This window comes from Mixta theicola, from assembly GCF_002895925.1.
Classification (GTDB): Bacteria; Pseudomonadota; Gammaproteobacteria; order Enterobacterales; family Enterobacteriaceae; genus Mixta; species Mixta theicola.
In genome coordinates this window covers 168,973-192,323 of record NZ_NWUO01000001.1, presented here as the reverse complement: position 1 = coordinate 192,323, position 23,351 = coordinate 168,973, and the positions used below count along the sequence as shown (strand labels likewise).

21 protein-coding genes are annotated in these 23,351 nt (G+C 55.6%); 9 read left to right on the top strand and 12 right to left on the bottom strand.

Annotation, left to right across the window (positions count from 1 at the left end; all coding sequences use genetic code 11):
• The first annotated feature begins 11 nt into the window (after positions 1–11).
• Positions 12–1,484: a phospholipase D-like domain-containing protein gene (locus tag COO59_RS00965; protein WP_103057970.1), complete on the top strand. Its 1,473-nt coding sequence runs from the start codon at positions 12–14 to the stop codon at positions 1,482–1,484.
• Between the two features lie 24 nt (positions 1,485–1,508).
• On the opposite strand, the gene mdoC is transcribed toward COO59_RS00965, so the two are convergent.
• On the bottom strand, positions 1,509–2,630 hold the full coding sequence (mdoC, locus tag COO59_RS00960; protein WP_103057969.1) for a glucans biosynthesis protein MdoC: 1,122 nt from the start codon (positions 2,628–2,630) through the stop codon (positions 1,509–1,511).
• 269 nt (positions 2,631–2,899) lie between these two features.
• Between mdoC and COO59_RS00955 the strand changes: the two genes are divergently transcribed.
• From COO59_RS00955 to COO59_RS00945, 3 genes are all read left to right on the top strand, one after another.
• Positions 2,900–4,435 (top strand): glucan biosynthesis protein G, encoded by a 1,536-nt coding sequence (locus COO59_RS00955; RefSeq protein WP_103058253.1) that lies wholly within the window; start codon positions 2,900–2,902, stop codon positions 4,433–4,435.
• Positions 4,428–6,992, top strand: coding sequence for a glucans biosynthesis glucosyltransferase MdoH (mdoH, locus tag COO59_RS00950; protein ID WP_103057968.1), 2,565 nt, complete (start codon positions 4,428–4,430; stop codon positions 6,990–6,992). Before COO59_RS00955 ends, mdoH begins: the two co-directional genes overlap by 8 nt.
• Before the next feature lie 169 nt (positions 6,993–7,161).
• Positions 7,162–7,401, top strand: coding sequence for a YceK/YidQ family lipoprotein (locus COO59_RS00945; protein WP_103057967.1), 240 nt, complete (start codon positions 7,162–7,164; stop codon positions 7,399–7,401).
• Between the two features lie 10 nt (positions 7,402–7,411).
• Here the strand turns inward: COO59_RS00945 and COO59_RS00940 are convergent, their stop codons facing one another.
• From COO59_RS00940 to COO59_RS00930, 3 genes are all read right to left on the bottom strand, one after another.
• Positions 7,412–7,813 (bottom strand): MysB family protein, encoded by a 402-nt coding sequence (locus COO59_RS00940; RefSeq protein WP_103057966.1) that lies wholly within the window; start codon positions 7,811–7,813, stop codon positions 7,412–7,414.
• Positions 7,814–7,960: 147 nt separating this feature from the next.
• Positions 7,961–8,881, bottom strand: a complete 921-nt coding sequence (locus tag COO59_RS00935) for a Kdo(2)-lipid IV(A) acyltransferase (protein WP_103057965.1) — start codon at positions 8,879–8,881, stop codon at positions 7,961–7,963.
• A gap of 145 nt (positions 8,882–9,026) precedes the next feature.
• Positions 9,027–10,124, bottom strand: coding sequence for an NADH:flavin oxidoreductase/NADH oxidase (locus tag COO59_RS00930; RefSeq protein WP_103057964.1), 1,098 nt, complete (start codon positions 10,122–10,124; stop codon positions 9,027–9,029).
• A gap of 207 nt (positions 10,125–10,331) precedes the next feature.
• On the opposite strand from COO59_RS00930, the gene trhO reads away from it, so the two are divergent.
• On the top strand, positions 10,332–11,390 hold the full coding sequence (gene trhO, locus COO59_RS00925) for an oxygen-dependent tRNA uridine(34) hydroxylase TrhO (RefSeq protein WP_103057963.1): 1,059 nt from the start codon (positions 10,332–10,334) through the stop codon (positions 11,388–11,390).
• A gap of 417 nt (positions 11,391–11,807) precedes the next feature.
• Entirely contained in the window at positions 11,808–13,268 is a 1,461-nt protein-coding gene (proP, locus tag COO59_RS00920) for a glycine betaine/L-proline transporter ProP (protein ID WP_103057962.1), read from the top strand.
• A gap of 94 nt (positions 13,269–13,362) precedes the next feature.
• Here the strand turns inward: proP and solA are convergent, their stop codons facing one another.
• From solA to mdtH, 8 genes are all read right to left on the bottom strand, one after another.
• Positions 13,363–14,478, bottom strand: coding sequence for an N-methyl-L-tryptophan oxidase (gene solA / locus COO59_RS00915; protein WP_103057961.1), 1,116 nt, complete (start codon positions 14,476–14,478; stop codon positions 13,363–13,365).
• Between the two features lie 102 nt (positions 14,479–14,580).
• Entirely contained in the window at positions 14,581–14,835 is a 255-nt protein-coding gene (gene bssS / locus COO59_RS00910) for a biofilm formation regulator BssS (protein WP_103057960.1), read from the bottom strand.
• A 217-nt stretch (positions 14,836–15,052) separates the two neighbouring features.
• On the bottom strand, positions 15,053–15,328 hold the full coding sequence (locus COO59_RS00905) for a hypothetical protein (RefSeq protein WP_103057959.1): 276 nt from the start codon (positions 15,326–15,328) through the stop codon (positions 15,053–15,055).
• 147 nt (positions 15,329–15,475) lie between these two features.
• Entirely contained in the window at positions 15,476–15,721 is a 246-nt protein-coding gene (gene dinI / locus COO59_RS00900; RefSeq protein ID WP_103057958.1) for a DNA damage-inducible protein I, read from the bottom strand.
• Positions 15,722–15,859: 138 nt separating this feature from the next.
• Positions 15,860–16,903: a dihydroorotase gene (pyrC, locus tag COO59_RS00895; RefSeq protein WP_103057957.1), complete on the bottom strand. Its 1,044-nt coding sequence runs from the start codon at positions 16,901–16,903 to the stop codon at positions 15,860–15,862.
• Between the two features lie 230 nt (positions 16,904–17,133).
• On the bottom strand, positions 17,134–17,697 hold the full coding sequence (locus COO59_RS00890) for a lipoprotein (RefSeq protein ID WP_103057956.1): 564 nt from the start codon (positions 17,695–17,697) through the stop codon (positions 17,134–17,136).
• Positions 17,698–17,846: 149 nt separating this feature from the next.
• Complete coding sequence (grxB, locus tag COO59_RS00885; RefSeq protein ID WP_103057955.1) at positions 17,847–18,494, bottom strand: glutaredoxin 2; 648 nt, start codon at positions 18,492–18,494, stop codon at positions 17,847–17,849.
• Between the two features lie 110 nt (positions 18,495–18,604).
• Positions 18,605–19,810 carry a multidrug efflux MFS transporter MdtH gene (mdtH, locus tag COO59_RS00880; protein ID WP_103057954.1) on the bottom strand — a complete coding sequence of 402 codons (1,206 nt, stop codon included), beginning with the start codon at positions 19,808–19,810 and terminating at the stop codon, positions 18,605–18,607.
• A gap of 292 nt (positions 19,811–20,102) precedes the next feature.
• On the opposite strand from mdtH, the gene rimJ reads away from it, so the two are divergent.
• From rimJ to murJ, 3 genes are all read left to right on the top strand, one after another.
• Entirely contained in the window at positions 20,103–20,693 is a 591-nt protein-coding gene (rimJ, locus tag COO59_RS00875; RefSeq protein ID WP_103057953.1) for a ribosomal protein S5-alanine N-acetyltransferase, read from the top strand.
• A 53-nt stretch (positions 20,694–20,746) separates the two neighbouring features.
• The gene (locus COO59_RS00870; RefSeq protein ID WP_103057952.1) at positions 20,747–21,667 is read left to right on the top strand and encodes a Gfo/Idh/MocA family protein; all 921 of its coding nucleotides are present in this window, start codon (positions 20,747–20,749) and stop codon (positions 21,665–21,667) included.
• Between the two features lie 123 nt (positions 21,668–21,790).
• Positions 21,791–23,329, top strand: a complete 1,539-nt coding sequence (gene murJ, locus COO59_RS00865; RefSeq protein ID WP_103057951.1) for a murein biosynthesis integral membrane protein MurJ — start codon at positions 21,791–21,793, stop codon at positions 23,327–23,329.
• Positions 23,330–23,351: the final 22 nt, after the last annotated feature.

The window sequence follows — 23,351 nt, the reverse complement described above, 5'->3', positions numbered from 1 at the left end:
AAGGAAAAATAATGGCTGAAGCGTTTTACCCGCAGGATAACGTTACGCCTGCAGACAGCCGTACCCGCCTCGCCAGGGCCGTTAAACCCCGTACCGTTCAGCATCCTCAGCACAGCGGTTTGCATTCATTAAGCGATGGGCTGGACGCCTTCGCTGCCCGCTATCAGCTGTTATCGATGGCGGAAGAACGCATCGATATTCAGTATTACATCTGGCAAAACGATATGTCCGGGCGGCTGCTGTTCAGCGCGCTGCTGGAGGCGGCTGACCGGGGCGTCCGGGTGCGTTTGCTGCTGGATGACAACAACACTATGGGCCTGGACAAAACGCTGAGCGAGCTGAATCGCCATCCCAACATTGAAATCCGCTTATTTAATCCGTTCTCTTTCCGCACCCTGCGGGCGCTGGGTTATCTCAGCGACTTCGCCCGTTTAAACCGGCGGATGCACAATAAAAGCCTGACCGTTGATAATATGGTTACCATCGTTGGCGGGCGCAATATCGGCGATGAATATTTTGGCGCAGGCAAGCAGCCGCTGTTTTCCGATCTGGATGTCATGGCGATCGGGCCGGTAGTGGAAGAGGTTGCGGCCGATTTTGAGCGCTACTGGCAGAGCGGGGCGGTTAACGCTTTTTCGGCGGTGGTGGATGATGCGCCGGAAGATTCCCGCGCTGCGGTCACGCTGCCTGAGGCCTGGCGCGACAGCGAACAGGTGCAGCGCTATATGCAGCGCGTGCAGTCCTGCGGCTATATAGCGCAGCTGGACAGCGGCGAGTTGGAGATGATCTGGGCGCCGGCGCGTCTGCTGAGCGACGATCCGCGTAAAGGGTTGGGCAAGGCGCGGCGCAGCACGTTGCTGCCGCAGCGGATGCTGGAAATTATTGGTCGCCCACAGCGGCAGTTCGATATTATTTCCGCCTATTTTGTCCCGACGCGCGCGGGCGTGGCGCAGCTGCTGCTGCTGGCGCGCAGCGGCGTCAAAATCGCGATCCTCACTAACTCGCTGGCGGCTAACGATGTTTCGGTGGTGCATGCCGGCTATGCCAAATGGCGCAAAAAACTGCTGCGGCACGGTGTTAAGCTGTATGAGCTAAAGCCGCAAAACAGCAGCGAAGAGAAGCCGCACGATCGTGGGCTAACCGGGAATTCCGGCTCCAGCCTGCATGCCAAAACCTTTAGCGTCGATAACCAGAAAGTGTTTATCGGCTCTTTTAATTTCGATCCGCGCTCGGCGGTGCTGAATACCGAAATGGGGCTGCTGATCGAAAGCGAAGTGTTGGCAAGCAATATCCATCAGCGATTTGTCGAGGAGATGCGCGAGCGCGCCTGGACGCTGCGGCTGGATAAATGGGGCCGGGTTAACTGGGTGGAGTATGAAGGCGAAGCGGGAGAAATCGTGCATAAGCATGAGCCGAAAACGCGCTTTTACCAGCGTCTGCTGGTGCATCTGGTTTGGCGTCTGCCGGTGGAGTGGTTGTTATAGCGGGCATCCTTGCCCGCCTGTCGCTCAGGGACGGGCCTTTTTCCCGGAGAACAGGAAGCGCAGCAGCGGGATGCGCCGATGAATTTCATACAGTACAAAGGCGATACCGAATACAAACGCCAGGCCGGCGATAAAGCCCAGCGCATTATTGTGAATATGCGGCGTAATAAAGATGCCGTACAGCAGCGTCAGCGGATGATGCACCAGATAAATAAACAGCGAGGCGTTGACCAGCCAGGTAATGCGCGGCGAATGGGCATTTAAAAAACGATGTCCAAAGGCGAACACCACGTTGACCATCCACAGGCCCATCAGCATCGACACCACCGCATCGATTTCATACATCCAGCCTTCCCCGCTGCTGTAGCGCTGGTTGGCCATATAGGCGAAAAACGCCAGCACCGAACCGATAAGCGTCCACGGATTAAAGCGCACAAAGCGCGCCTTCAGCGCCGGATTACGCCAGGCTAACGCGCCAAGACAGAAGAAGGGCAGATAAAACAGGGTTTGCATCACGGTGAAGTTAAACAGCCCATCGGTGAGCAGCGCCGGCTGAAAAATAAAGATCAGGCGGCGAAACGTACACCAGCACAGGCTGTAAAACAGGATCGCCAGGGTTAAGACTGGCCAGCCGGGCGCGGCGGCATCGTTTTGCGCAGCCATGCGCAGGCGGTGAAATAGCCCCAGCCCCAGCGTGGTAAAAATAACCAGCACCAGCAAAAACCACAGGTGAGAAACCAGTTCCCAGACTAAAGTATTATATTTGTCATAGGTGGAAAACTGCGACCAGCCGGTGATTTTCCCGGTCCATGCTTTCAGCATAAAAAACTGGGGCAGGGTGATCAGCGGAATGGCGCTTAGTATGGGAATACCGACGCGCTCAACGCGCACTTTCCACCATTCCTGCGGCGTATAGCGCAAATAAAGCATATAAGAAAAGTAACCGGATATGACAAAAAACACCTGCATACGAAATGCATGAATAAAGTCATTAAACACGGTTAACCACAGCGACGGTTCCGCGCTGTTAACGGACCACTGATGGCTGGAATAAATAAGAGAAACATGAAAAGGAACGCCAAGAAGCATCAGATACGCGCGAATAGAATCGAAGAAATATTCACGCTGCTGGGGTTTAGTAAGCATAGTTATCCAGATTTAGTACGTTTTATATACCGGCTCGCCCTGAACCTGACAAAAGTAAGCGCTTTACTTTACCGGAACGGAAATCCATATAATATCAGCCGATTCTGTAACAGACGAACAACGCAGAGATAAGCTCTGAGGGCAGAGAATACCGGAACAAAACGACAGGTATACTGTCGGAAAACCGAATAATCCATTAATATGGATGGGATTGATTTAAGCACACGAAAGGGGGGGATGTGCTGATTACTAACAAAAATAAATCGGGACTGAAAAAACTGCACTGGGTTAGTGCGGCAGTTCTGTTTGCCTTGTATACCAACACCGGTTGGGCTTTTAGCATTGATGATGTAGCAAAAGAGGCAAAGTCGTTAGCGGGAAAAAGTTTCGAAGCGCCGAAGAGCAATTTGCCCTCTCAGTTCCGCGACATGAAATATGCTGACTATCAGCAGATCCAGTTTAATCACGATAAAGCCTATTGGCATAAACTGAAAACCCCATTCAAGCTGGAGTTTTATCATCAGGGCATGTATTTCGATACGCCGGTGAAACTTCACGAAATCACCGCCAACGCGGTGCGGGAAATCAAATACAGCCCGGACTATTTTAATTTTGGCAATGTTCATCACGATCCGGAAACCATTAAGAACCTGGGTTTCGCCGGTTTTAAAGTGCTTTATCCGTTAAACGCCAAAGATAAAGATGACGAAATTACCAGCTTCCTGGGTGCCAGCTATTTCCGCGTGATTGGCGGCGGCCAGGTTTATGGCCTCTCTTCACGTGGGCTGGCGATCGATACCGCGCTGCCCTCCGGCGAAGAGTTCCCACGCTTCCGCGAATTCTGGATCCAACGTCCGAAACCGCAGGATAAACAGTTAGTTATTTATGCGCTGCTGGATTCGCCGCGCGCGACCGGCGCCTACCGCTTTGTGCTGCGTCCGGGCAGCGATACCAACGTGGATGTTCAGGCAAAAGTCTATCTGCGTGACAAAGTGGGCAAGCTGGGCGTTGCGCCGCTGACCAGTATGTTCCTGTATGGCCCGAATCAGCCTTCTCCGATAGTCAACTATCGTCCTTCTCTGCATGATTCCAACGGTCTGTCGATTCATGCCGGTAACGGCGAATGGATCTGGCGTCCGCTGAACAATCCGAAACACCTGGCGGTCAGCACCTTTACCGTGGAAAACCCGAAAGGTTTTGGCCTGCTGCAGCGCGGACGCGAATTCAATCAGTATCAGGATCTCGACGATCGTTACGATCTGCGCCCCAGCGGCTGGATCGAGCCGCAGGGCGACTGGGGTAAAGGTCGCGTAGAGCTGGTTGAGATCCCGACGGCAGACGAAACCAACGATAATATCGTTGCCTTCTGGACGCCGGAGAACCTGCCGGATCCGGGCAAGGAGATGAACTTTAAATATCGTCTGCACTTTACCCGTAATGAAGACCAGCTGCATTCGCCGGATACCGCATGGGTGAAAAACACGCTGCGTTCTACCGGCGACGTGAAACAGTCAAACCTGGTGCGCCAGCCAGACGGCACCCTCGCTTTTGTGGTGGATTTTGTCGGTCAGGATATGAGCGCGCTGCCGGATAACACGCCGGTCACGCCTCAGGTCAGCATCGGCAATAACGGTGAGATTGTTGAACAGAGCGTGCGCTATAACCCGGTGACCAAAGGCTGGCGCTTAATGTTGCGCATTCGCGTAAAAGACAATAAGCAGCCGACCGAAATGCGTGCCGCACTGGTTAACGGTGATAAAGCGCTGACGGAAACATGGAGCTATCAGTTGCCTGCCAATGAATAAATCAATCCTAACTCCCGCTGACTATATCGACGTGCTGCCGCTGCCGTCGGACGGCAAAGCGGCGCTGTCGTCAAATCTGCCCGCCCCGGAGGCGGGCGGTGATATTTACAGCACCTTACATCAGCAGCTGGGCCAGGACGGCCTGGCCGAAGTGCGTCCCGACGACGCGCCGCTGACCTCGGTAAAATCGCGTATTAAAATGAGCTGGCCGGACTCGCTGGACGACGGCAGGCAGTTCAGCGAGGATTATCTCGGACGCACCACGCTGAAGGCGATGCCGCCGGTAAAGCGTTCGCTGATGTTCCCGGAAGCCTGGCGTACCAACCCGCTGGCTCGCGCCTGGGATTCGCTGCGCGGACATAAATCAACGCCGCGCTACGCCTCGGCGGAAGAACAGCGCCAGGAAGATAAATGGCGTCACGTCGGCTCAGTTCGTCGCTATATCCTGCTGATCCTGACGATTTTCCAGACGGTAGTCGCGACCTGGTATATGAAGACCATTCTGCCTTACCAGGGCTGGGCGCTGATCGATCCGATGGATATGCTCAACCAGAACTGGCAGCAGTCGCTGCTGCAGCTGCTGCCTTATGTATTGCAGACCGGGATTCTGTTCCTGTTCGCCATTCTGTTCTGCTGGGTCTCCGCCGGTTTCTGGACGGCGCTGATGGGCTTCCTTCAGCTGCTGATTGGGCGCGATAAGTACAGTATCTCTTATTCGCTTACCGGCAATGAGCCGATCGATCCCACGCATCGTACCGCGCTGATTATGCCGATCTGTAACGAAGACGTAGAACGCGTCTTTGCCGGTTTGCGCGCCACCTGGGAATCGGTGGTTCGCAGCGGAGAAAGCCAGCATTTTGATGTTTATATCCTTAGCGACAGCTACGATGCCGATATTGCTGTGGCAGAGCAGAAAGCCTGGATGGAGCTGGTGCGCGACGTGGGCGGGGCAGGGAAGATCTTTTATCGCCGCCGCCGTCGCCGCGTGAAGCGTAAAAGCGGCAACATCGATGACTTCTGCCGCCGCTGGGGCAGCCAGTACAGCTATATGGTGGTGCTGGATGCGGACAGCGTAATGAGCGGCGAATGTCTGACCGGTCTGGTGCGCATGATGGAAGCGAATCCAAACGCCGGTATTATTCAGTCTTCGCCGAAGGCGTCCGGTATGGATACGCTCTATGCGCGCTGTCAGCAGTTTGCCACGCGCGTTTACGGGCCGCTGTTTACCGCCGGGCTTCACTTCTGGCAGCTGGGCGAGTCGCACTATTGGGGCCATAACGCCATTATCCGCGTGAAGCCCTTTATCGAGCACTGCGCGCTGGCGCCGCTGCCGGGTGAAGGCTCGTTTGCCGGATCGATCCTTTCGCATGACTTCGTCGAGGCCGCGCTGATGCGTCGCGCCGGCTGGGGCGTGTGGATTGCCTACGATCTGCCCGGTTCGTATGAAGAGCTGCCGCCGAATCTGCTGGATGAGCTGAAGCGTGACCGCCGCTGGTGTCACGGCAACCTGATGAACTTCCGCCTGTTCCTGGTTAAAGGGATGCATCCGGTTCACCGTGCGGTGTTCCTGACCGGCGTCATGTCTTATCTTTCCGCGCCGCTGTGGTTCCTGTTCCTTGCGCTCTCTACCGCCTTGCAGGTGGTGCATACGCTAATGGAGCCGCAGTACTTCCTGCAGCCGCGCCAGCTGTTCCCGGTATGGCCACAGTGGCGTCCGGAACTGGCGATCGCGCTGTTCTCCACCACGCTGGTGCTGCTGTTCCTGCCGAAGCTGCTGAGCGTGGTGCTGATCTGGTTTAAGGGCGCGAAAGGCTACGGCGGCGCGCTGCGTCTGCTGGCGTCGATGCTGCTGGAAATGCTGTTCTCGGTGCTGCTGGCGCCGGTGCGTATGCTGTTCCATACGGTATTCGTGGTTAGCGCTTTCCTCGGCTGGGAAGTGGTGTGGAACTCGCCGCAGCGCGACGATGATGCTACGCCGTGGAGCGAAGCGTTCCGTCGTCATGGTTCGCAGATGCTGCTGGGTATTGTCTGGGCCGTCGGCATGGGCTGGCTGGATCTGAACTTCCTGTGGTGGCTGTCGCCGATTGTGTTCTCGCTGATTCTGTCGCCGTTTGTCTCGGTGATTTCCAGCCGGGCAAGCAACGGGCTGGCGACCAGGCGTGCGAAGCTGTTTCTGATCCCGGAAGAGTATGCGCCGCCGAAAGAGCTGGTGGATACCGATACCTATCTGCAGCTGAACCGCGAGCGTGCGCTGAAGCAGGGCTTTATGCATGCGCTGTTCCATCCGTCGTTTAACGCGCTGGCAACCGCAATGGCGACCTCGCGTCACCTGAAAAGCGATCTGCTGGACCATGCGCGTGACCGTCGGGTTGAACATGCCTTAAGCGATGCGCCGACGAAGCTGAGCCGCGATGAGCGCCTGGCGCTGATTAGCGATCCGGTTGCCCTGGCGCGTCTGCACTATCGCCTGTGGCAGGATGCAGAAAAGTACCATGAGTGGCAGGACTACTATCGTACGCTGCAGCTGAATCCGCTGGCGTACGCCCCGGCGAAATAGCTGAGAACGTTCGGCCGGGCTCCCGATGCAAAGAGATTAGCATTATTCAATAGCGGCTTGCGGGCCGCTTTTTTATTTCCCGTCGCGGCGTTACGCCAGGTTTATTGTCAGAAGGCGCGCAAACGCCGGGCAGCCAAAATGACGCCGACTGAGGCAAAGAGGTAGCAGGTTGAAGAGAGGATTACGCAGCGCAGCATTGCTGGCGCTGGTACTGCTGTTAACCGGCTGCGGCAGTATTATCAGCCGCACCATACCCGGACAGGGGCACGGCAACCAATATTATCCCGGCGTACAGTGGGATGTGCGCGACACGCCGTGGCGTTTTCTCACCATTATCGACGTGCCGCTGTCGGCCCTGCTGGATACGCTGCTGTTACCCGTCGATGCGCATCACGGGCCTTATGAGTAATTATTGGTGGTTACCAGCGGTCTGACTCGTTATTGCTGCCGCTGTCTTCCCACTCCTGGGCGACCGCTTCGCCCTCTTCGGTATCCAGCGGCGGTTCCAGCTGGAATTCACCCTCATCCCATTCGTGCAGCGTGTTTTCCGGCATCCATTCCTGGCGCAGCTCCACCTCATCGAAGTCGCCGTCGAAAATGGCCTGCGCCGCTTCACCGGTGCGGATCGGCAATAGCTCGCCATCATCGCTTTCATCAGCGAGAAACTCTGCCTGCCACATGATTTCGCCATCCCGCATCACATATTTTTGCAGATTGAACTGCCCTGCGGAAATCTCGTCTTCATCCAGATCGGGGTTATTCGCCACGAACTCTTCACGGGCGCTATCGATAGCTTCTTCCAGTGTGCTAAACATGCTCATCAGTTTCTCCTTATTCTCCTCGGGGATGGTTTCAGGAAAGAATAGACGAAGATTTAGCACCACATCGCGCCAGGGCTAAAAAAACTGCGCGGAGCGGGGAGGCAAAAAGCCCCTTTCGCTCCGTAGCGGAACGAAAGGGAAAACGGGTTAGTAGAGTTTTTCTTTGCCGGGCGGACGGGTTTTAAAACGACGATGCAGCCACATATACTGCTCCGGCGCCATCAGTACCGCTTCCTCGACTATCTGATTCATCCGCTTTGCGGTGGCTTCCTCGTTATCCGTTGGCACATCTTCAACGTTTGGCAAAACGATCAGCTCGTAGCCTTTACCGTGCGGCAGACGACGCGGCAGGAAAGGGATCACCGCCGGCCTGGCGGTGCGGACCAGCATATAGCTGCCTTTGGTCGAGGCCGCGTCCGGCACGGCGAAAAAGGGCACGAAGACGCTGCTTTTTGGGCCGTAATCGTGGTCGGGCGCGTACCAGATGATCTCGCCCGCCTTCAGCGCGCGGATCATTCCTTTTAGATCCCTCCGATCGATCATGCTCTTATTCGAACGCATCCGGCCCCAGATTTGCAGCCAGTCGATCAGCGGATTGTCATTAGGGCGATAAACGCCGATGCCCGGATTCAGCATACCGAACATGCGTGCGCCCAGCTCCAGAGAAAGGAAATGCATCCCGATCAGCAGAATGCCTTTTTGCTCGCGCTTTGCCTGCTGAATATGCTCATCACCGATACCGGTGAACCACTTGCGCACCCGCCAGTCAGGCCAGAACCAGGCGATGCCGGTTTCCAGAAAACCCATACCCACCGATTCAAAGTTGCGCTTCAGCAGCGCATCGCGCTCGGCGGGCGGCATCTGAGGAAAGCACAGTTCAATATTACGTTGGGCGATCGCCGCGCGCCGTTTCATAAAGCGCATCGAAAGACGGCCCAAACCACAGCCAAGATGATAAAGCACCGGATAGGGCAGCAAAACCACCAGATAAAGCAGGCCAATACCAAGCCAGAGTAACCAGTAACGCGGATGTAGCAGATCGCGAGAAAATTGAGGCAACTGAGTCATGTTCTTCCAGTTATTCGTTGCAGCAGATAAAAAACGCCGCAGTGTCCAGTTTAAGGGCCGTATTGTGCCATTTTTTTACTTATTGCTGAAAGCGGGATGTCAGCCAGATGATACGGCAGCGCATGCGCTGCGCTGCCGCAAAGCATTAAAGATTAAACAAACCTTTCACTTCATGCGGTTCACTGCGCCAGTATTGCGGCGGCGCCTGCACTTTTTCGCCCAGTTCGGCGGCGGCGTGCCACGGCCAGCGCGGATCGTAGAGCATCGCGCGCGCCAGAGCGACGGCGTCGGCTTCACCGTTGACCAGAATCGCCTCCGCCTGCTGCGCTTCGGTAATCAATCCCACGGCAATCACCGGCATAGTGGTCATGGCAGCCTTAATACCTGCGGCGAAAGGCACCTGATAATTCGGACCTACGCTGATCTGCTGCTGCGGTGACAGGCCGCCGCTGGAGACGTGAATATAGTCGCAGCCGGCCGCTTCCAGCGCTTTGCTCAGCGCAATTGACTGCGCTTCATCCCAGCCGCCTTCCACCCAGTCAGAGGCGGAAATACGCACGCCAACCGCCTTATCACGTGGAAAGACGCGGCGCACCTCATGGAAAATTTCCAGCACCAGGCGCATGCGGTTGGCAGCCGAACCGCCATATTCATCGTCACGCTGGTTAGTTAAAGGCGAAAGGAACTGATGCAGCAGGTAGCCATGCGCAGCATGAATTTCCACCAGCTCAAAGCCCAGCCGATCGGCGCGAATGGCGCTGTCGATAAAAGCCTGTTTGATTTCCTCGATGCGTGCTTTGGTCAATGCCAGCGGGCTGGCATCGTTCTCATGGTAAGGCAGCGCGGAGGGCGCCGACGTTTGCCAGCCGCCCTGCAGCGGCGTTAACAGGCCGCCGCCGCGCCACGGCACGTCGCAGGAGGCTTTGCGTCCGGCGTGGCCCAGCTGGATCCCCAGCGGCATGGTCGCGTAGCGTTTCACATCATTGATGGTTTCCGCCAGCGCCTGCTCCGTTTCATCATCCCACAGGCCGAGATCCTCCGGCGTAATGCGTCCGGCGGGCTCAACGGCGGTGGCTTCGATAATCAGCAGCCCGGCACCGGACAGGGATAAATGCCCCAGATGAATACGATGCCAGGGTGTGGCTTTGCCCTGTTCCGCCGAATACTGACACATCGGCGCGATGATGATGCGGTTGCTGAGCGACAACTTGCCCAGCTGCAACGGCGTAAATAGCTGACTCATTTTTTCTCCAACGGTTATCACGCAGGCGATAGTAAGGTTGCTAATGATATAACACGGCTTAACGCAATTGGCAGCGCGGTTAATTGTCAGTATGTGCGGTAAGGTTGGATCGTCAAATAGAGAAAAAATGCGGCAGAGCTTTGTTTCACTGCTAAATCAGGTATGATGTTGCCCGCAAAAAAGAGCTCACTACCGGGAAAGAACACCATGCCAGTGTTACATAACCTCGTTTCAAACAAAGAGCTGAAAGCGCGCATGCTGGCCGAAACCGAGCCGCGCACCACAGTCTCTTTCTATAAATATTTCACTATCGCCGACCCGAAAGCTTTTCGTGATGCGCTTTACCTTGCGCTGACCGGGCTGAAAGTCTTTGGCCGTATCTATGTGGCCCAGGAAGGGATTAACGCGCAGGTCAGCGTGCCGGCCAGCCTCTATCCGCGGATGCAGGAAACGCTGTATATCTTTGATCCGGCGCTAAATAATCTGCGCATGAATATTGCGCTGGATGATGACGGCAAATCTTTCTGGGTGCTGCGGCTGAAGGTGCGCGATCGCATCGTAGCCGATGGCATTGAGGATGAAAATTTCGATGCCAGCCAGGTGGGCGCCTATCTGAAGGCGGATGAAGTCAACGCCATGCTGGACGATCCGAATGCGCTGTTTGTTGATATGCGCAACCACTACGAATATGAAGTGGGGCATTTTGACAAGGCGCTGGAAATCCCTGCCGATACTTTCCGCGATCAGCTGCCGATGGCGGTGGAGATGCTGCAGGATAAGAAAGATAAAAAAATCGTCATGTACTGCACCGGCGGAATTCGCTGTGAAAAGGCCAGCGCCTGGATGCTGCATAACGGTTTTGAACAGGTATATCACGTTGAAGGCGGGATTATCGAATATGCGCGACGCGCGCGGGAGCAGGGCCTGCCGGTACGTTTCAAAGGGAAAAACTTTGTCTTTGACGAGCGCATGGGCGAGCGCATTTCCGATGATGTGATTGCTCACTGTCACCAGTGCGGCGCGCCGTGCGATACGCATGTTAACTGCGTGAACGATGGTTGCCATCTGCTGTTTATTCAGTGCTCGTCCTGCGCCGAGAAGTTTCAGCACTGCTGTAGCCCGCTGTGTATGGAAGAGGCGGCGCTGCCGCCGGAAGAGCAGCGTGCACGTCGCGCCGGGCGTGAAACCAGTAATAAAATCTTCAACAAGTCGCGCGGCCTGTTAACCGCCACGCTGGCTATTCCGGTGCCGACCGATAACGAATAGCGTTAAAACAGTAGGATAAGATACGCGCATCAGGCAACTGGCAACGTGCCGGAATACCTGGCTGAGCGTCGCAACCTGCTCCCTGGCCGTCCGGCCCGCGCCGTCCATTGCGCGGGCCGCTTTACAGAAAGCACGCGGCGGATAAGCCCGTTTGCTTTTTTTGGCTTTAAATGCTGTTTTTTGCGTAAAGATTGATATTCCACGCTAAGTTATTGCCTGAAATTAGCCCACTATTCCAGCAAATTTGCATTTTGCCCTCGCAATCGATAAAGTAAATCCGTGTCAATAAACGTGATGCAGATCTCATTCTGTTGAGCGTATTCATGCTGCGTTATAGCTTTCCTTACCATCAGCCGCTGCTGGCTATGAAAGCTATGGTGCTGCCTACCGTCATCGCGTCATCCGTGAGGAAACGATATGAACGTCGCTACAGGCTCATCTAAAAAACATTTCTGGCAGAAAAAAGGCCAACCCGATCTTACCGTCGATGATATTACTATTGTCGATAACGCCATGCTGAAACGCGCCGTCGGCGCAGCCGCGCTGGGCAATGCGATGGAGTGGTTTGACTTCGGCGTATACAGCTATCTGGCCGTCACCATTGGTAAAGTCTTTTTCCCCGGCGGCAGCCCGGCGGCACAGCTTATCGCTACGTTTGGCGCTTTCGCCGCCGCCTTCCTGGTGCGTCCCATTGGCGGACTGTTTTTCGGCCCGCTGGGCGACCGCATTGGACGGCAAAAAGTGCTGGCAATCACCATGATTATGATGGCGATCGGCACCTTCTGTATTGGACTGATCCCCGGCTATAACGCCATCGGCATCGCTGCGCCGTTACTGCTGCTGCTGGCGCGTCTGGTGCAGGGCTTTTCAACCGGCGGCGAGTATGGCGGCGCGGCTACCTTTATCGCCGAGTATTCAACCGATAAGCGTCGCGGCTTTATGGGCAGCTGGCTGGAGTTCGGTACGCTGGGCGGTTATCTGCTGGGAGCCGGGCTGGTTACCGCGCTAACGGCACTATTGTCTGCCGATCAGCTGCTTAACTGGGGCTGGCGTATTCCCTTCTTTATTGCCGCGCCGCTGGGGCTGTTTGGCCTTTACATCCGGCTGAAGCTGGAAGAGACGCCGGCGTTTCAGAAGCATATGGAAAAACAGGAAGCGCTGGAACACAGCAAACCACAGCTAAGCCTGTGGCAGATGCTGCGTAAATATCGGGCGCAGATGCTGAAATGTATCGGCCTGGTGCTGCTGTTTAACGTCTCCAACTATATGCTGACCTCTTACATGCCCAGCTATCTGACCGGCGTGCTGGGTCTGAGCGAGCTGAGCGGCCTGATGCTGGTGCTGGTAGTGATGTTTGTAATGATGCCGCTAACGCTGTTTTGGGGACACTGGAACGATCGCCTGGGACGCCGTCCGGTGATTGCGCTGGGTGCGGTAGGGCTGCTGGTTCTGTCGATCCCGTGCCTGATGCTGGTGGCTACCGGTAATCTGGTGTTTGTTTTCGTTGGCCTGATGATCCTCGGCATACTGCACAGCTGCTTTAGCGGCACCATGCCTTCGGCGCTGCCGGCGCTGTTTGCCACCGATATTCGCTACAGCGCGCTGGCCATCGGTTTTAATATCTCCGTATCGCTGTTTGGCGGCACCACGCCGCTGGTCACCGCCTGGCTGGTGGACCGCTTCCAGAATCTGTTGATGCCGGCTTATTATTTAATGGGCGCGGGCGTTATTGGATTGATTACCGTGTTCTTTATGCGCGAAACGGCGCGTAAGCCGCTACACGGCTCCGCACCGGCGGTAGGATCAGAAGCGGAAGCCGTCAAACTGGTAAATAAACTGAAGCTGCATCGACAAAAAGAGAACCGGGTAACGCAATAATAGCCGGCACAGCAGAGCGCGGATTATTAAACAATCACAACGCTAATAATTGTTGTGAAAATAATAAGGCACAATATTATTGTGCCTTTATTTATTATTTAAAACGGGACAGAGAAAACGGCGATAAATCAAATTCGCATGGTTTATTGCTGGCAAAATCGCAGGCTATTTCGCCTAATACGCTGGCAAATTTAAATCCGTGACCGCTAAGCCCGCTTATTACCAGGCGGTTATTATCTTCCGGCAGCGTATCGATAATAAAATCCTCATCGGGAGAATTATCATAAGCGCAGGCGGCGCCGCGTAAACAAACGCCCACTCCCGGCAAAAAACGGCGTATAAAATTGAAAACTTCACTGCCGTCGCTGGCAAAGGCGCCAAAAGGCTGGCGATCCTGCGCGGTTTGCATTGGCTGTCCACCGTCATGGCGGCCTATTTTTAGCTCGTTATTATCGCCGGGAAAACCATAATATTGGCTGCCATCGGTCATTTCGACGGTGAAGCCGGGAAATTTATTATTTTCACCGTAGCGGCCATCGGCCTGATACCAGGCAAACACTTTGCGTACCGGCGTAACCGGCAGGTCGGGGCAGAACTGCTTCACGGCGGTGCCGACGCTGAGTAACAGCTTATGGCCATAATAGTCGCCGTCGGCAGTAGTAACGCGCTGTAGCTCGCCTTCACGGGCGATAGCGGTGACCTGGCAGTTAAACAGCTGAGCGCAGCCCGCTTCGCATGCCAGTCGAATCCAGCTGCGAATCGCCACCTCTGATTTCAGATAGCCGGATCGCGGTTCGAAAACGCCCGCGTAGCCTTCGGGCACGTTAATATCCGGCCAGCGTTGACGTATCTGCTCCGGCGATAAAACCTCTACCTCCAGCTGAAACTGGCGCGCGCTTGCTATCACATTGGTGATAAACGGCGAGTCGACGGGGGAAAGATTGATAATGCCGCTGCGATGCATAATCTGCTCGCCGGACTGCTGCTCCAGCTCATCCCACAGCCGCTGGGCGCGCAAAACCAGTGGAACATAGCGTGCGCCCTCGCCGTAGGCGTGGCGAATCAGGCGTGTCGCGCCGTGGTGGCTGCCTTCCTGATGGGGCGGATGCGCGCTGTCAATCATCAGCACCTTGAGTCCGGCACGGGTCGCGTACCAGCCTGCGGCGGCACCGACGGAACCACTGCCAATAACGATAAGATCATAAACCATTAGCCAACTTCTCCTGATGCTGCGAAGGCTTAGCAGCATAGCAAAAGCGCGCAGATAATAAAAAGGCACCCCGAAGGGTGCCTGGATAACCAAAAACAGTGGCTAATGCTTTTTGTAGTCTCGGGCAAGGATTTCGCTGGCTTCTATTTTAGCGATGCCTGCTTCCAGAATGGAGATAAACTGTCTGGCAACGTCCGTAGTCAGCCAATAAGTCGGCCCTACGTCGGCTTCATCAGGCTGTTGCTCTTTAGATGAAAGCGAATGCAGACGAATCATCATCGCATCATACGAGTCCACGGTACTGATATCCCATCCAACGAGGGGATGTGTCTGAATAATCTCTTTATTACTGTCCATTATAACCCCCTTATTACTCGTAGAACGAAGTGATTATTTGAGGTTTCAATGCGGCTTTTTTTCACAGAGCAGAGTGATTATAACAGCGTTACAGATTTAAGCGGCACGAAAAATGTGCGAATAGCGATAATTAATCGGCTAAAAATAATATTTGCCCAGAATTCTGATTATTCTTAGCAGGAAAAGAACTCCTGCATAATGCAGGAGTTTATAACAATCAAAGGCTGGTATCAGGTTGAATTTTAACCGGGGCGTTACGTTTTTCCAGCTCAGCCGCAAGGTGAGCAAAATGCTGCTGCATTCCCTCATCATGATTTTGGTTTTGCGCTTCCAGCCGCAGGCTATGAATCAATAACTGATTAGATTTATCGTCCAGACAAAAGGCAAGATAGGAAAATGCGTTTTCCAACACGGTAAGACGGCGCTGTTGTTCACCAATTAGCGCCAGCAGTTCACCAAAGGTCATCGCCTCTTCAGGTTTTTCAGCGGTCATGGTTAACACCTCCTGTAAGTCATGACGGACGCCAGAATATGTCATCGGCTTACAACAGTCTATAACCGCGTTGAGACGGCGGCGAGGCGGTAAAGATAAAAAAAAGCCGGATGGCATTATCCGGCAAACAACGGCACAAAGAGAAAGTTAGTCAGTGATAAACCAGTCATCGGCGCTTTCCCAAGTTTCCTGCAGGATCTCGGTCACGCGATCTTTTGCTTCTTTACCACTGCCCATCACGGTCAGGTTATTGGCGCTGGCGTAGCGCACCGAAATATGGTTGGCCATTTCCGGAAATTCTTTATCGATTCGTTTTGACAGTTCCTGCGTCAGCGCATCGATAGCGCCGGCAGGGAGCTGAGTCGTTTTTGCTATGGTTACTTCAACACGCATATCTGCCTCCGCGGTAAGTACTGGCTATTTATACAGTTAACGCGTCAGCAAAGCAATGAAAAGCTAGCGGGGAAGGAGTAAAAAAAGAGGCCGATCGCAGAAGCGGCTGACGCACGGAGATCAGCCGCCCAGAGAGAATCAGGCAATGCGCCAGTTCAGCGTTTCGCCAGCCAGGAACGGCACCAGCGTGTCGCCCGCCGCCGCAATGCTTTCGGTGACGGTCCAGGGTTCGCGCACCAGGCGAATCGTTCCTTCATTCAGCGGCAGGCCGTAAAACGTCGGGCCGTTTTCCGAGCAGAAGGCTTCAAAGTGCTGCAGCGCATCCATCTCTTCGAAAACGGTAGCGTAGGCGGGCAGCGCGGTCGGCGCATTAAAGACCCCGGCGCAGCCGCAGCTGGCTTCTTTACGATGGCGCAAATGCGGTGCGGTATCGGTGCCGAGGAAAAAGCGACGGTTGCCGCTGGCGATCGCCTTGCGCAGCGCCTCCTGATGTACGTTGCGCTTCAGAATCGGCAGGCAGTAGAGATGAGGGCGCACGCCGCCCACCAGCATATGGTTACGGTTAAACATCAGATGCTGGGGAGTAATCGTCGCCGCCAGCAGATCGTTGCCCGCTTCGACATACTGCGCGGCCTCTTTGGTGGTGATATGTTCAAACACCACCTTCAGCGCAGGATAGCGCTGACGCAGCGGCTCCATGACCGTTTCGATAAAGCGCGCTTCGCGGTCAAAAATATCGATATGCGCATCGGTCACTTCGCCATGAATCAACAGCGGCATCCCGATGCTTTGCATACGATCCAGCACCGTGGCGATGGCGTCGATACTGGTTACGCCGTGGCTGGAGTTGGTGGTGGCATGGGCCGGATACAGCTTGGCTGCGGTAAATACGCCGCTCTGAAAGCCTTTTTCCAACTCATCAGGCTGCAGTGAATCGGTAAGATAGCAGGTCATTAACGGCTGGAAAGTATGCCCTTCCGGCAGCGCGGCCAGAATACGCGCGCGATAGGCGGTTGCCGCCTCCACGCTGGTGACCGGCGGCACAAGATTAGGCATAACAATGGCACGGCCACACACGGCGCTGGTAAAAGGCAATACGGCGCGCAGCATCTCATCGTCACGCAGATGAATATGCCAGTCGTCAGGGCGGCGAATGATCAGTTGCTGGGGTTGTGCAGTCATGAATTAGGCTCCGGCGATAGGAAAAAAGGCAGTTTTTAGCCGGGTATCAAGCATAAGGATAAAGGCAACCGATTGCACTTGCTTTATGCCAGCCGCGTTAAAAAAGTTCTGTGGCAGGGGGAAAAACGCCGCAGTTATCGCCAGGCGGCCTGCCGATCGCCGGAAACTGCCAGGGCTAACGGCGTATAAAGACAAACGGCCCGCGCGTAGGGCATAGCGCGGGCGGCCTCTTAATCAGTAAAGGGGATCACCAGCTCGCCGGGTTTTACCACAATCCCTTTCGCCAGTTTTTTCGCCAGCGCTTCCGCTTTGCTGCGATCTTCGCTTAGTACGTAAGCCGGTTCGCGATCGAAATAGCTTTTCAGCGACTGGTTAAGATAGGGCGTTAGCGTTTGCAGGATCGGCTGCATTTTTTCCGGCTGGACATTCGCATCAACGATCTCCAGATCTTTTAAATAGACCGCGCCTTTTTCTTTATCGAAGAACGGCTGGGCCTTCATCTTCAGCTGCATATCTGCCTGCTGGGGGCCAAGTAGCGAAGTGATGTTAACTTTCGCATTGCCGGAGAGCGTCACCTTCCCGGCTTCCTCGCGGCCAATCTGGCTGCTGAGATTGCTCAGCACAATATGTGCGTTAACCAGCCCGGAGATACCAATATCTTTCTGATAATTATTATGTTTTTGCAGGGCCTGATTGATTTCCTGCTCGGAAATCGTGTACTGGGTCAGCTGATTACAGGCGGTCAACAGACCCGCCAGCAGCATGGCGCAGAGCGCCAAAAACGCCTTGTTCATGACAATCCTCGGAAGTAATACGGAGAAAGTCTCCTTTTAAGGAGGCTAAGCTTGCCGTAATCACCGCCGTGAGTCACCAGGAAAACAGAAAAAGAGAGGGAAAAAGCGGGAAATGACTATTGCAGGCGGCGCAGCGCCGCCCTGAAAGATTAGCCAGCAACCGAACTTAACAAATTAACCTGCGTCTGCTTCGCCATATTATCGCGATATTCCGCCACCCGGCTGGGCCAGTTAATGCCCGCGACCAGCGACAGCGAACGCAGCAGAGGAAACAGATTAATATCATCAAGGCTCAGCTCGCCGTTAACGGCGTTCGGTTTCACGATCAGCTTATCAAGATCGCGCATATCGTTAGAGATGTTTTTAATCAGCCCGTCCGCATGCTGTTTTAATTCGGCAAAGTCGCCAATATTGGCTTCCTTTTTATTTTTAAAGCAGGCCCGCGCCTGCGGCGTGGCGAATTCAGCGAAGGCGCCTTCGGCAACACGCGGCAGCAGCAGCTTATTCACGTAGCTGTTCACGTTGCGCAGCCAGTCGTTAATGGCGGGGTTGGTTTTGCCGATCAGCAGCGGCTCGCCGTCCAGCTGATCGATATAGCGCACAATATCGAGGCTCTCCGGCATACAGCTGCCATCTTCTTTTTGCAGAATCGGCACCATTTTCTGACCAATCAGACGAGTTGGTGTCTCCTCATCATCGTTAAGCAACACCACCAGTTCTACCGGAAGGTTTTTCAGGCCAAAAATCATGCGCGCTTTAACGCAAAACGGACAATGATCGTAAATATAGAGTTTCACCTCATCTCTCCTTACTGATATTGCCGACGGCAGGCTGCCGTCAGCAATCATTTGAATATGCTTAAAAAGTATGGAAGAGATCCAGGGGAAGGGCAAACCGCAGCGGCGTATCAGCCGCCGCGCAGCATAGCCGGCGCCGCGGTGCGCGGCTGAAATTGCCACCACAGCGCCAGCAGGGTAATCGCGCCGGTGCAGCCCAGCATCAGCCAGGGCAGTTCTGGCAAGGCCAGCTCGCGTCCGGTATCAAACATCCAGCCGCCGCCGGTATAACCCAGCGCGCCGCCCAGCGCCAGCCCCAGACGGCTAAAGCCCAGATAGCTGCCGCGCGCCCTGGCGCTGGCCAGCTCAGCGCTCAGGGTTTCACGCGCCGGCTCGGCAATAATCGCCCCGATATAGAACAGGCAGATTAAAATAAACAGCTGCTGTAAGGAGTCGGTCAGGCCAATCGGCAGCAGGCTGAGCGTCATCAGCAGCAGGCCAGCCATCAGACGATGCTCCAGGCGGAAGCGCTTTTCGCTCCAGCGGGCGATGGGATAAAGCAGCGTCAGCGATAGCGTAGCCTCAATGGCATACATCCACTTGACCGCGCTGGCAGTCCCGGCGATCTGATTCACCATAATCGGCAGCATGAGCATCACCTGAACCGCCAGAATGTAATAGCCGGTTAAGGTCAGCACATAGGTGCAAAAGCGGCGGTCTTTCAGGACGCGTCCCAGCCCTTCGCGCAGCGGCGTGGGCACGGTAGAAATGCGCCAGGCCGGCAGCAGCAGCGCGTTAAACAGCGCGGCCAGCACGAAAACCAGCGCGCCCACCCAGCAGACCAGACGGAAATCCCAGGCCAGCAGCCAGCTGCCAATCAGCGCGCCCAGCACCGCGCCGGCGCTGTCCTGCATCATCAACAGGGAAAAGAAACGGCCACGCGCCTCGGGGCGGATTAGCTTCACCACCAGCGCGGTACGCGGCGGATCGAACAGCGTGCCGCCAATGCCGGAAAGCAGGCAGGAAAACCACAGGATCCACGGCTCGTGCGCCACCGCCATCGTGGCGAAACCGGCCGCGCGCAGCAGCATACCGCTGACAATCATCGGTTTGGCGCCGAAGCGATCGGCAATCGCGCCGCCAAACACGCCAAGCCCTTGCTGAACCAGCTGACGCAGCCCCAGCGCAATACCGACTATCATGGCTGCCCAGCCGAGCTGATCAACGAAGCGGATTGAGATCAACGGGAAAACGACAAAAAATCCCAGCACCACCAACATGTTATCTACCAGCAGAAAAACCCGACCAAGACGTCGGGCACGCGCCATTCCAGCCATGCTGATTCCTTAGCAATGCTAAATAAATTTACTCTTGAAAGATATTATTTTGCGCGTTAATTGTTTAATTTAACAGCAAGCGCAGAATGATATTTTTTTATCGATCTTTGGCAAAATGTGCTGTAATTTCAGCGAAGTAATGGTGTCTGCCGCAGCGTTATCACGCGGGTGTTTTACCGCCGCTAATCGGGGCGGCGATCGTAAATCGTCGTCGATAAGCTGGCTGCGTTAATTTTTAGCGCGTCGGGCATCAATTAATTTTGTTTATCAGCCATGGCTTTCAGGAGAAGAGATGTTTGGCTACCGTTCCGCCGCACCGAAAGTGCGCCTGTCCACCGATCGGCTGGTGGTCCGCCTGGTTCATGAGCGCGATGCATGGCGCCTGGCTGATTATTACACTGAAAACCGCGCCTTCCTTAAGCCCTGGGAGCCGGTACGTGATGAAAGCCACTGCTATCCTTCCGGCTGGCAGGCGCGCCTTGGGCTGATTACCGATATGCATAAGCAGGGCAGCGCCTTCTATTTTATCGTCATGGACCCTGAAGAGAAGGAAGTACGCGGCGTGGCCAACTTTAGCAACGTGCTGCGCGGCTCGTTCCACGCCTGTTATCTCGGCTATTCGCTGGGCGAAAAATGGCAGGGGCAGGGAATGATGTTTGAGGCGCTGCAGACGGCAATTCGCTACATGCAGCGACAGCAGCGTATGCATCGTATTATGGCAAACTATATGCCGCATAATCAGCGCAGCGGCAGCCTGCTGGCGCGGCTGGGCTTTGAAAAAGAGGGGTACGCGAAAGATTATCTGCTTATTGACGGTCGCTGGCAGGATCATGTGCTGACGGCGTTGACCTGTCAGGCGTGGACGCCGGAGCGGCGTGACTAAGCGTTGATTTTTCACTTTATGCGCCGCCGGAAAAAGCGGCGCGGGAGTCTGCGATGACGGTAAAGATTGGGGTAGTGGGATTGGGCGGTATTGCGCAAAAAGCCTGGCTGCCGGTGCTGGCGCATGCTGACGGCTGGACGCTGATGGGCGGCTTTTCGCCAAATCAACAGAAGGCTCGGCAGATTTGCGCCAGCTGGCGTATGCGCTGTTATGCGCAGCTTGATGCGCTGGCCGCCGACTGCGATGCGGTATTTGTCCACAGCAGCACCGCCAGCCACTATCAGGTGGTGCGTACGCTACTGGAGCAGGGAGTGGACGTCTGCGTTGATAAACCGCTGGCGGAAACGCTGAGCGAGGCGGAGGCGCTGGTAGAGCTGGCGCATAAGCGGGGGCGAAAACTGATGGTGGGTTTTAACCGCCGTTTTGCGCCACGCTATCAACAGCTTAAAGCGGCAGTGCGGCAGCCGGCCTCCATCCGCATGGAGAAACACCGCAGCGACAGCGTCGGGCCGCACGATCTGCGTTTTACGCTGCTGGATGACTATCTGCACGTCGTGGATACCGCGCTGTGGCTGGCGGAGGGGAGGGTCACGTTGCGGCACGGCTATATCCAAACCACCGCAGCGGGAGAGATGTTATACGGCGAGCATCACTTTAGCGTGGGCAATACGCAGGTTACCACCAGCATGCACCGACGCGCCGGTACGCAGCGGGAGTCGGTTACGGCGATTGCTGACGGCGGCGTTTGGCAGCTGGATGAGATGCGTGACTGGCGGCACGAGCGCGACGGCCAAACGCTAACGGAGGCGGTGCCCGCCTGGCAAACGATCCAGGCTCAGCGCGGTTTTGACGGCGCGGCGCGCCACTTTATCGCCTGCGTGCAAAATCAGACAATGCCGGAAACCAGCGGCGAGCAGGCGTTAAAAGCCCAGCGCATCGTGGAAAGGATCTGGCGCGATCTTGAGCGTGAATAACCTGCTGTCACAATCCTTTGTGGTTATTTCGCTGCGTATCGGTAGACTAACCGCCGGATCGGCCCGCTGCCGGTCCGCTATTGTCTGTTAACCGGATTGAATATTCAGGATGCGCAGTTAACCATGAATTTGTTGAAATCCCTGGCAGCGGTCAGCTCAATGACGCTGTTTTCCCGCGTGCTGGGCTTTGCCCGCGATGCGATTGTGGCAAGAGTGTTCGGTGCCGGGATGGCTACCGATGCCTTTTTCGTCGCCTTTAAACTTCCCAACCTGCTGCGCCGTATCTTTGCCGAAGGCGCGTTCTCTCAGGCTTTTGTTCCCATCCTGGCGGAATATAAAAGCAAGCAGGGGGAGGAAGCGACGCGCGTATTCGTCGCTTATATTTCCGGCCTGTTAACCCTGGCGCTGGCGTTAATCACTTTCCTCGGTATGATTGCCGCTCCGTGGGTGATTATCATTACCGCGCCGGGCTTTGCCGATACCGCCGATAAGTTTGCGCTGACCAGCAGCCTGCTGCGCATTACCTTTCCCTATATTTTTCTGATTTCGCTCGCCTCGCTGGTGGGGGCGATCCTGAATACCTGGAACCGCTTCTCAGTACCCGCCTTTGCGCCCACGTTATTAAATGTCAGCATGATCGGCTTTGCGCTGTTCGGCGCGCCCCATTTTCATCCGCCGGTGCTGGCGCTGGCCTGGGCGGTGGTCGTCGGCGGGGTGCTACAGCTCGGCTATCAGCTGCCGCACCTGAAAAAAATCGGCATGCTGGTGCTGCCGCGCCTGAACCTGAAGGATGCGGGCGTCTGGCGCGTGCTGCGACAAATGGGGCCGGCTATTCTTGGGGTTTCCGTTAGCCAGATTTCGCTGATCATCAATACCATTTTTGCCTCTTTTCTGGTCTCCGGCTCAGTATCCTGGATGTACTATGCCGACCGCCTGATGGAGTTCCCTTCCGGCGTGCTGGGCGTGGCGTTAGGCACCATTTTACTGCCGTCGCTGTCGCGCAGCTTCGCCAGCGGCAATCACGCCGAATATTCGCGCCTGATGGACTGGGGGCTGCGCCTCTGCTTCCTGCTGGCGCTGCCGAGCGCGGTGGCGCTGGGCATTTTGTCCGGCCCGCTAACCGTGGCGCTGTTTCAGTATGGGAAATTCAGCGCTTTTGACGCCGCCATGACGCAGCGGGCGCTGATCGCCTATTCGGTCGGGCTGATGGGGCTGATTATGGTTAAGGTGCTGGCGCCCGGTTTTTACTCGCGTCAGGACATTAAAACGCCGGTAAAAATCGCCATCGTGACGCTGATTATGACGCAGCTGATGAACCTGGCTTTTATCGGGCCGCTGAAACATGCCGGGCTGTCGCTCTCTATTGGGCTGGCGGCCTGTCTGAACGGCGCGCTGCTTTACTGGCAGCTGCGTAAGCAGCAAATCTTTCAGCCACAGCCGGGCTGGACGGCGTTTTTACTGCGTCTGATTGTGGCGGTGGTGGTGATGGCGGGCGTGCTGATCGCCATGATGATGGTAATGCCCGCGTGGGATATTGGCAGTATGCCGTATCGTCTGGTACGTCTGGCGGTAGTCTGCGCGGCGGGCGGCGGCGCTTACTTTGTCGTGCTGGGCCTGCTGGGATTTCGGCCAAGGGACTTCGCGCGCCGCTCGGTGGCCTGATAACAGACGCATGAAACCCGCC

Excerpts from the sequence above, each read along its gene's own strand:
- COO59_RS00965 (WP_103057970.1), top strand. The coding sequence starts at position 12 with ATGGCTGAAGCGTTTTACCCGCAGGATAACGTTACGCCTGCAGACAGC.
- mdoC (WP_103057969.1), bottom strand. The coding sequence starts at position 2,630 with ATGCTTACTAAACCCCAGCAGCGTGAATATTTCTTCGATTCTATTCGC.
- mdoH (WP_103057968.1), top strand. The coding sequence starts at position 4,428 with ATGAATAAATCAATCCTAACTCCCGCTGACTATATCGACGTGCTGCCG.
- COO59_RS00940 (WP_103057966.1), bottom strand. The coding sequence starts at position 7,813 with ATGAGCATGTTTAGCACACTGGAAGAAGCTATCGATAGCGCCCGTGAA.
- COO59_RS00935 (WP_103057965.1), bottom strand. The coding sequence starts at position 8,881 with ATGACTCAGTTGCCTCAATTTTCTCGCGATCTGCTACATCCGCGTTAC.
- COO59_RS00930 (WP_103057964.1), bottom strand. The coding sequence starts at position 10,124 with ATGAGTCAGCTATTTACGCCGTTGCAGCTGGGCAAGTTGTCGCTCAGC.
- trhO (WP_103057963.1), top strand. The coding sequence starts at position 10,332 with ATGCCAGTGTTACATAACCTCGTTTCAAACAAAGAGCTGAAAGCGCGC.
- proP (WP_103057962.1), top strand. The coding sequence starts at position 11,808 with ATGAACGTCGCTACAGGCTCATCTAAAAAACATTTCTGGCAGAAAAAA.
- solA (WP_103057961.1), bottom strand. The coding sequence starts at position 14,478 with ATGGTTTATGATCTTATCGTTATTGGCAGTGGTTCCGTCGGTGCCGCC.
- bssS (WP_103057960.1), bottom strand. The coding sequence starts at position 14,835 with ATGGACAGTAATAAAGAGATTATTCAGACACATCCCCTCGTTGGATGG.
- COO59_RS00905 (WP_103057959.1), bottom strand. The coding sequence starts at position 15,328 with ATGACCGCTGAAAAACCTGAAGAGGCGATGACCTTTGGTGAACTGCTG.
- dinI (WP_103057958.1), bottom strand. The coding sequence starts at position 15,721 with ATGCGTGTTGAAGTAACCATAGCAAAAACGACTCAGCTCCCTGCCGGC.
- pyrC (WP_103057957.1), bottom strand. The coding sequence starts at position 16,903 with ATGACTGCACAACCCCAGCAACTGATCATTCGCCGCCCTGACGACTGG.
- COO59_RS00890 (WP_103057956.1), bottom strand. The coding sequence starts at position 17,697 with ATGAACAAGGCGTTTTTGGCGCTCTGCGCCATGCTGCTGGCGGGTCTG.
- mdtH (WP_103057954.1), bottom strand. The coding sequence starts at position 19,810 with ATGGCTGGAATGGCGCGTGCCCGACGTCTTGGTCGGGTTTTTCTGCTG.
- rimJ (WP_103057953.1), top strand. The coding sequence starts at position 20,103 with ATGTTTGGCTACCGTTCCGCCGCACCGAAAGTGCGCCTGTCCACCGAT.
- COO59_RS00870 (WP_103057952.1), top strand. The coding sequence starts at position 20,747 with ATGACGGTAAAGATTGGGGTAGTGGGATTGGGCGGTATTGCGCAAAAA.
- murJ (WP_103057951.1), top strand. The coding sequence starts at position 21,791 with ATGAATTTGTTGAAATCCCTGGCAGCGGTCAGCTCAATGACGCTGTTT.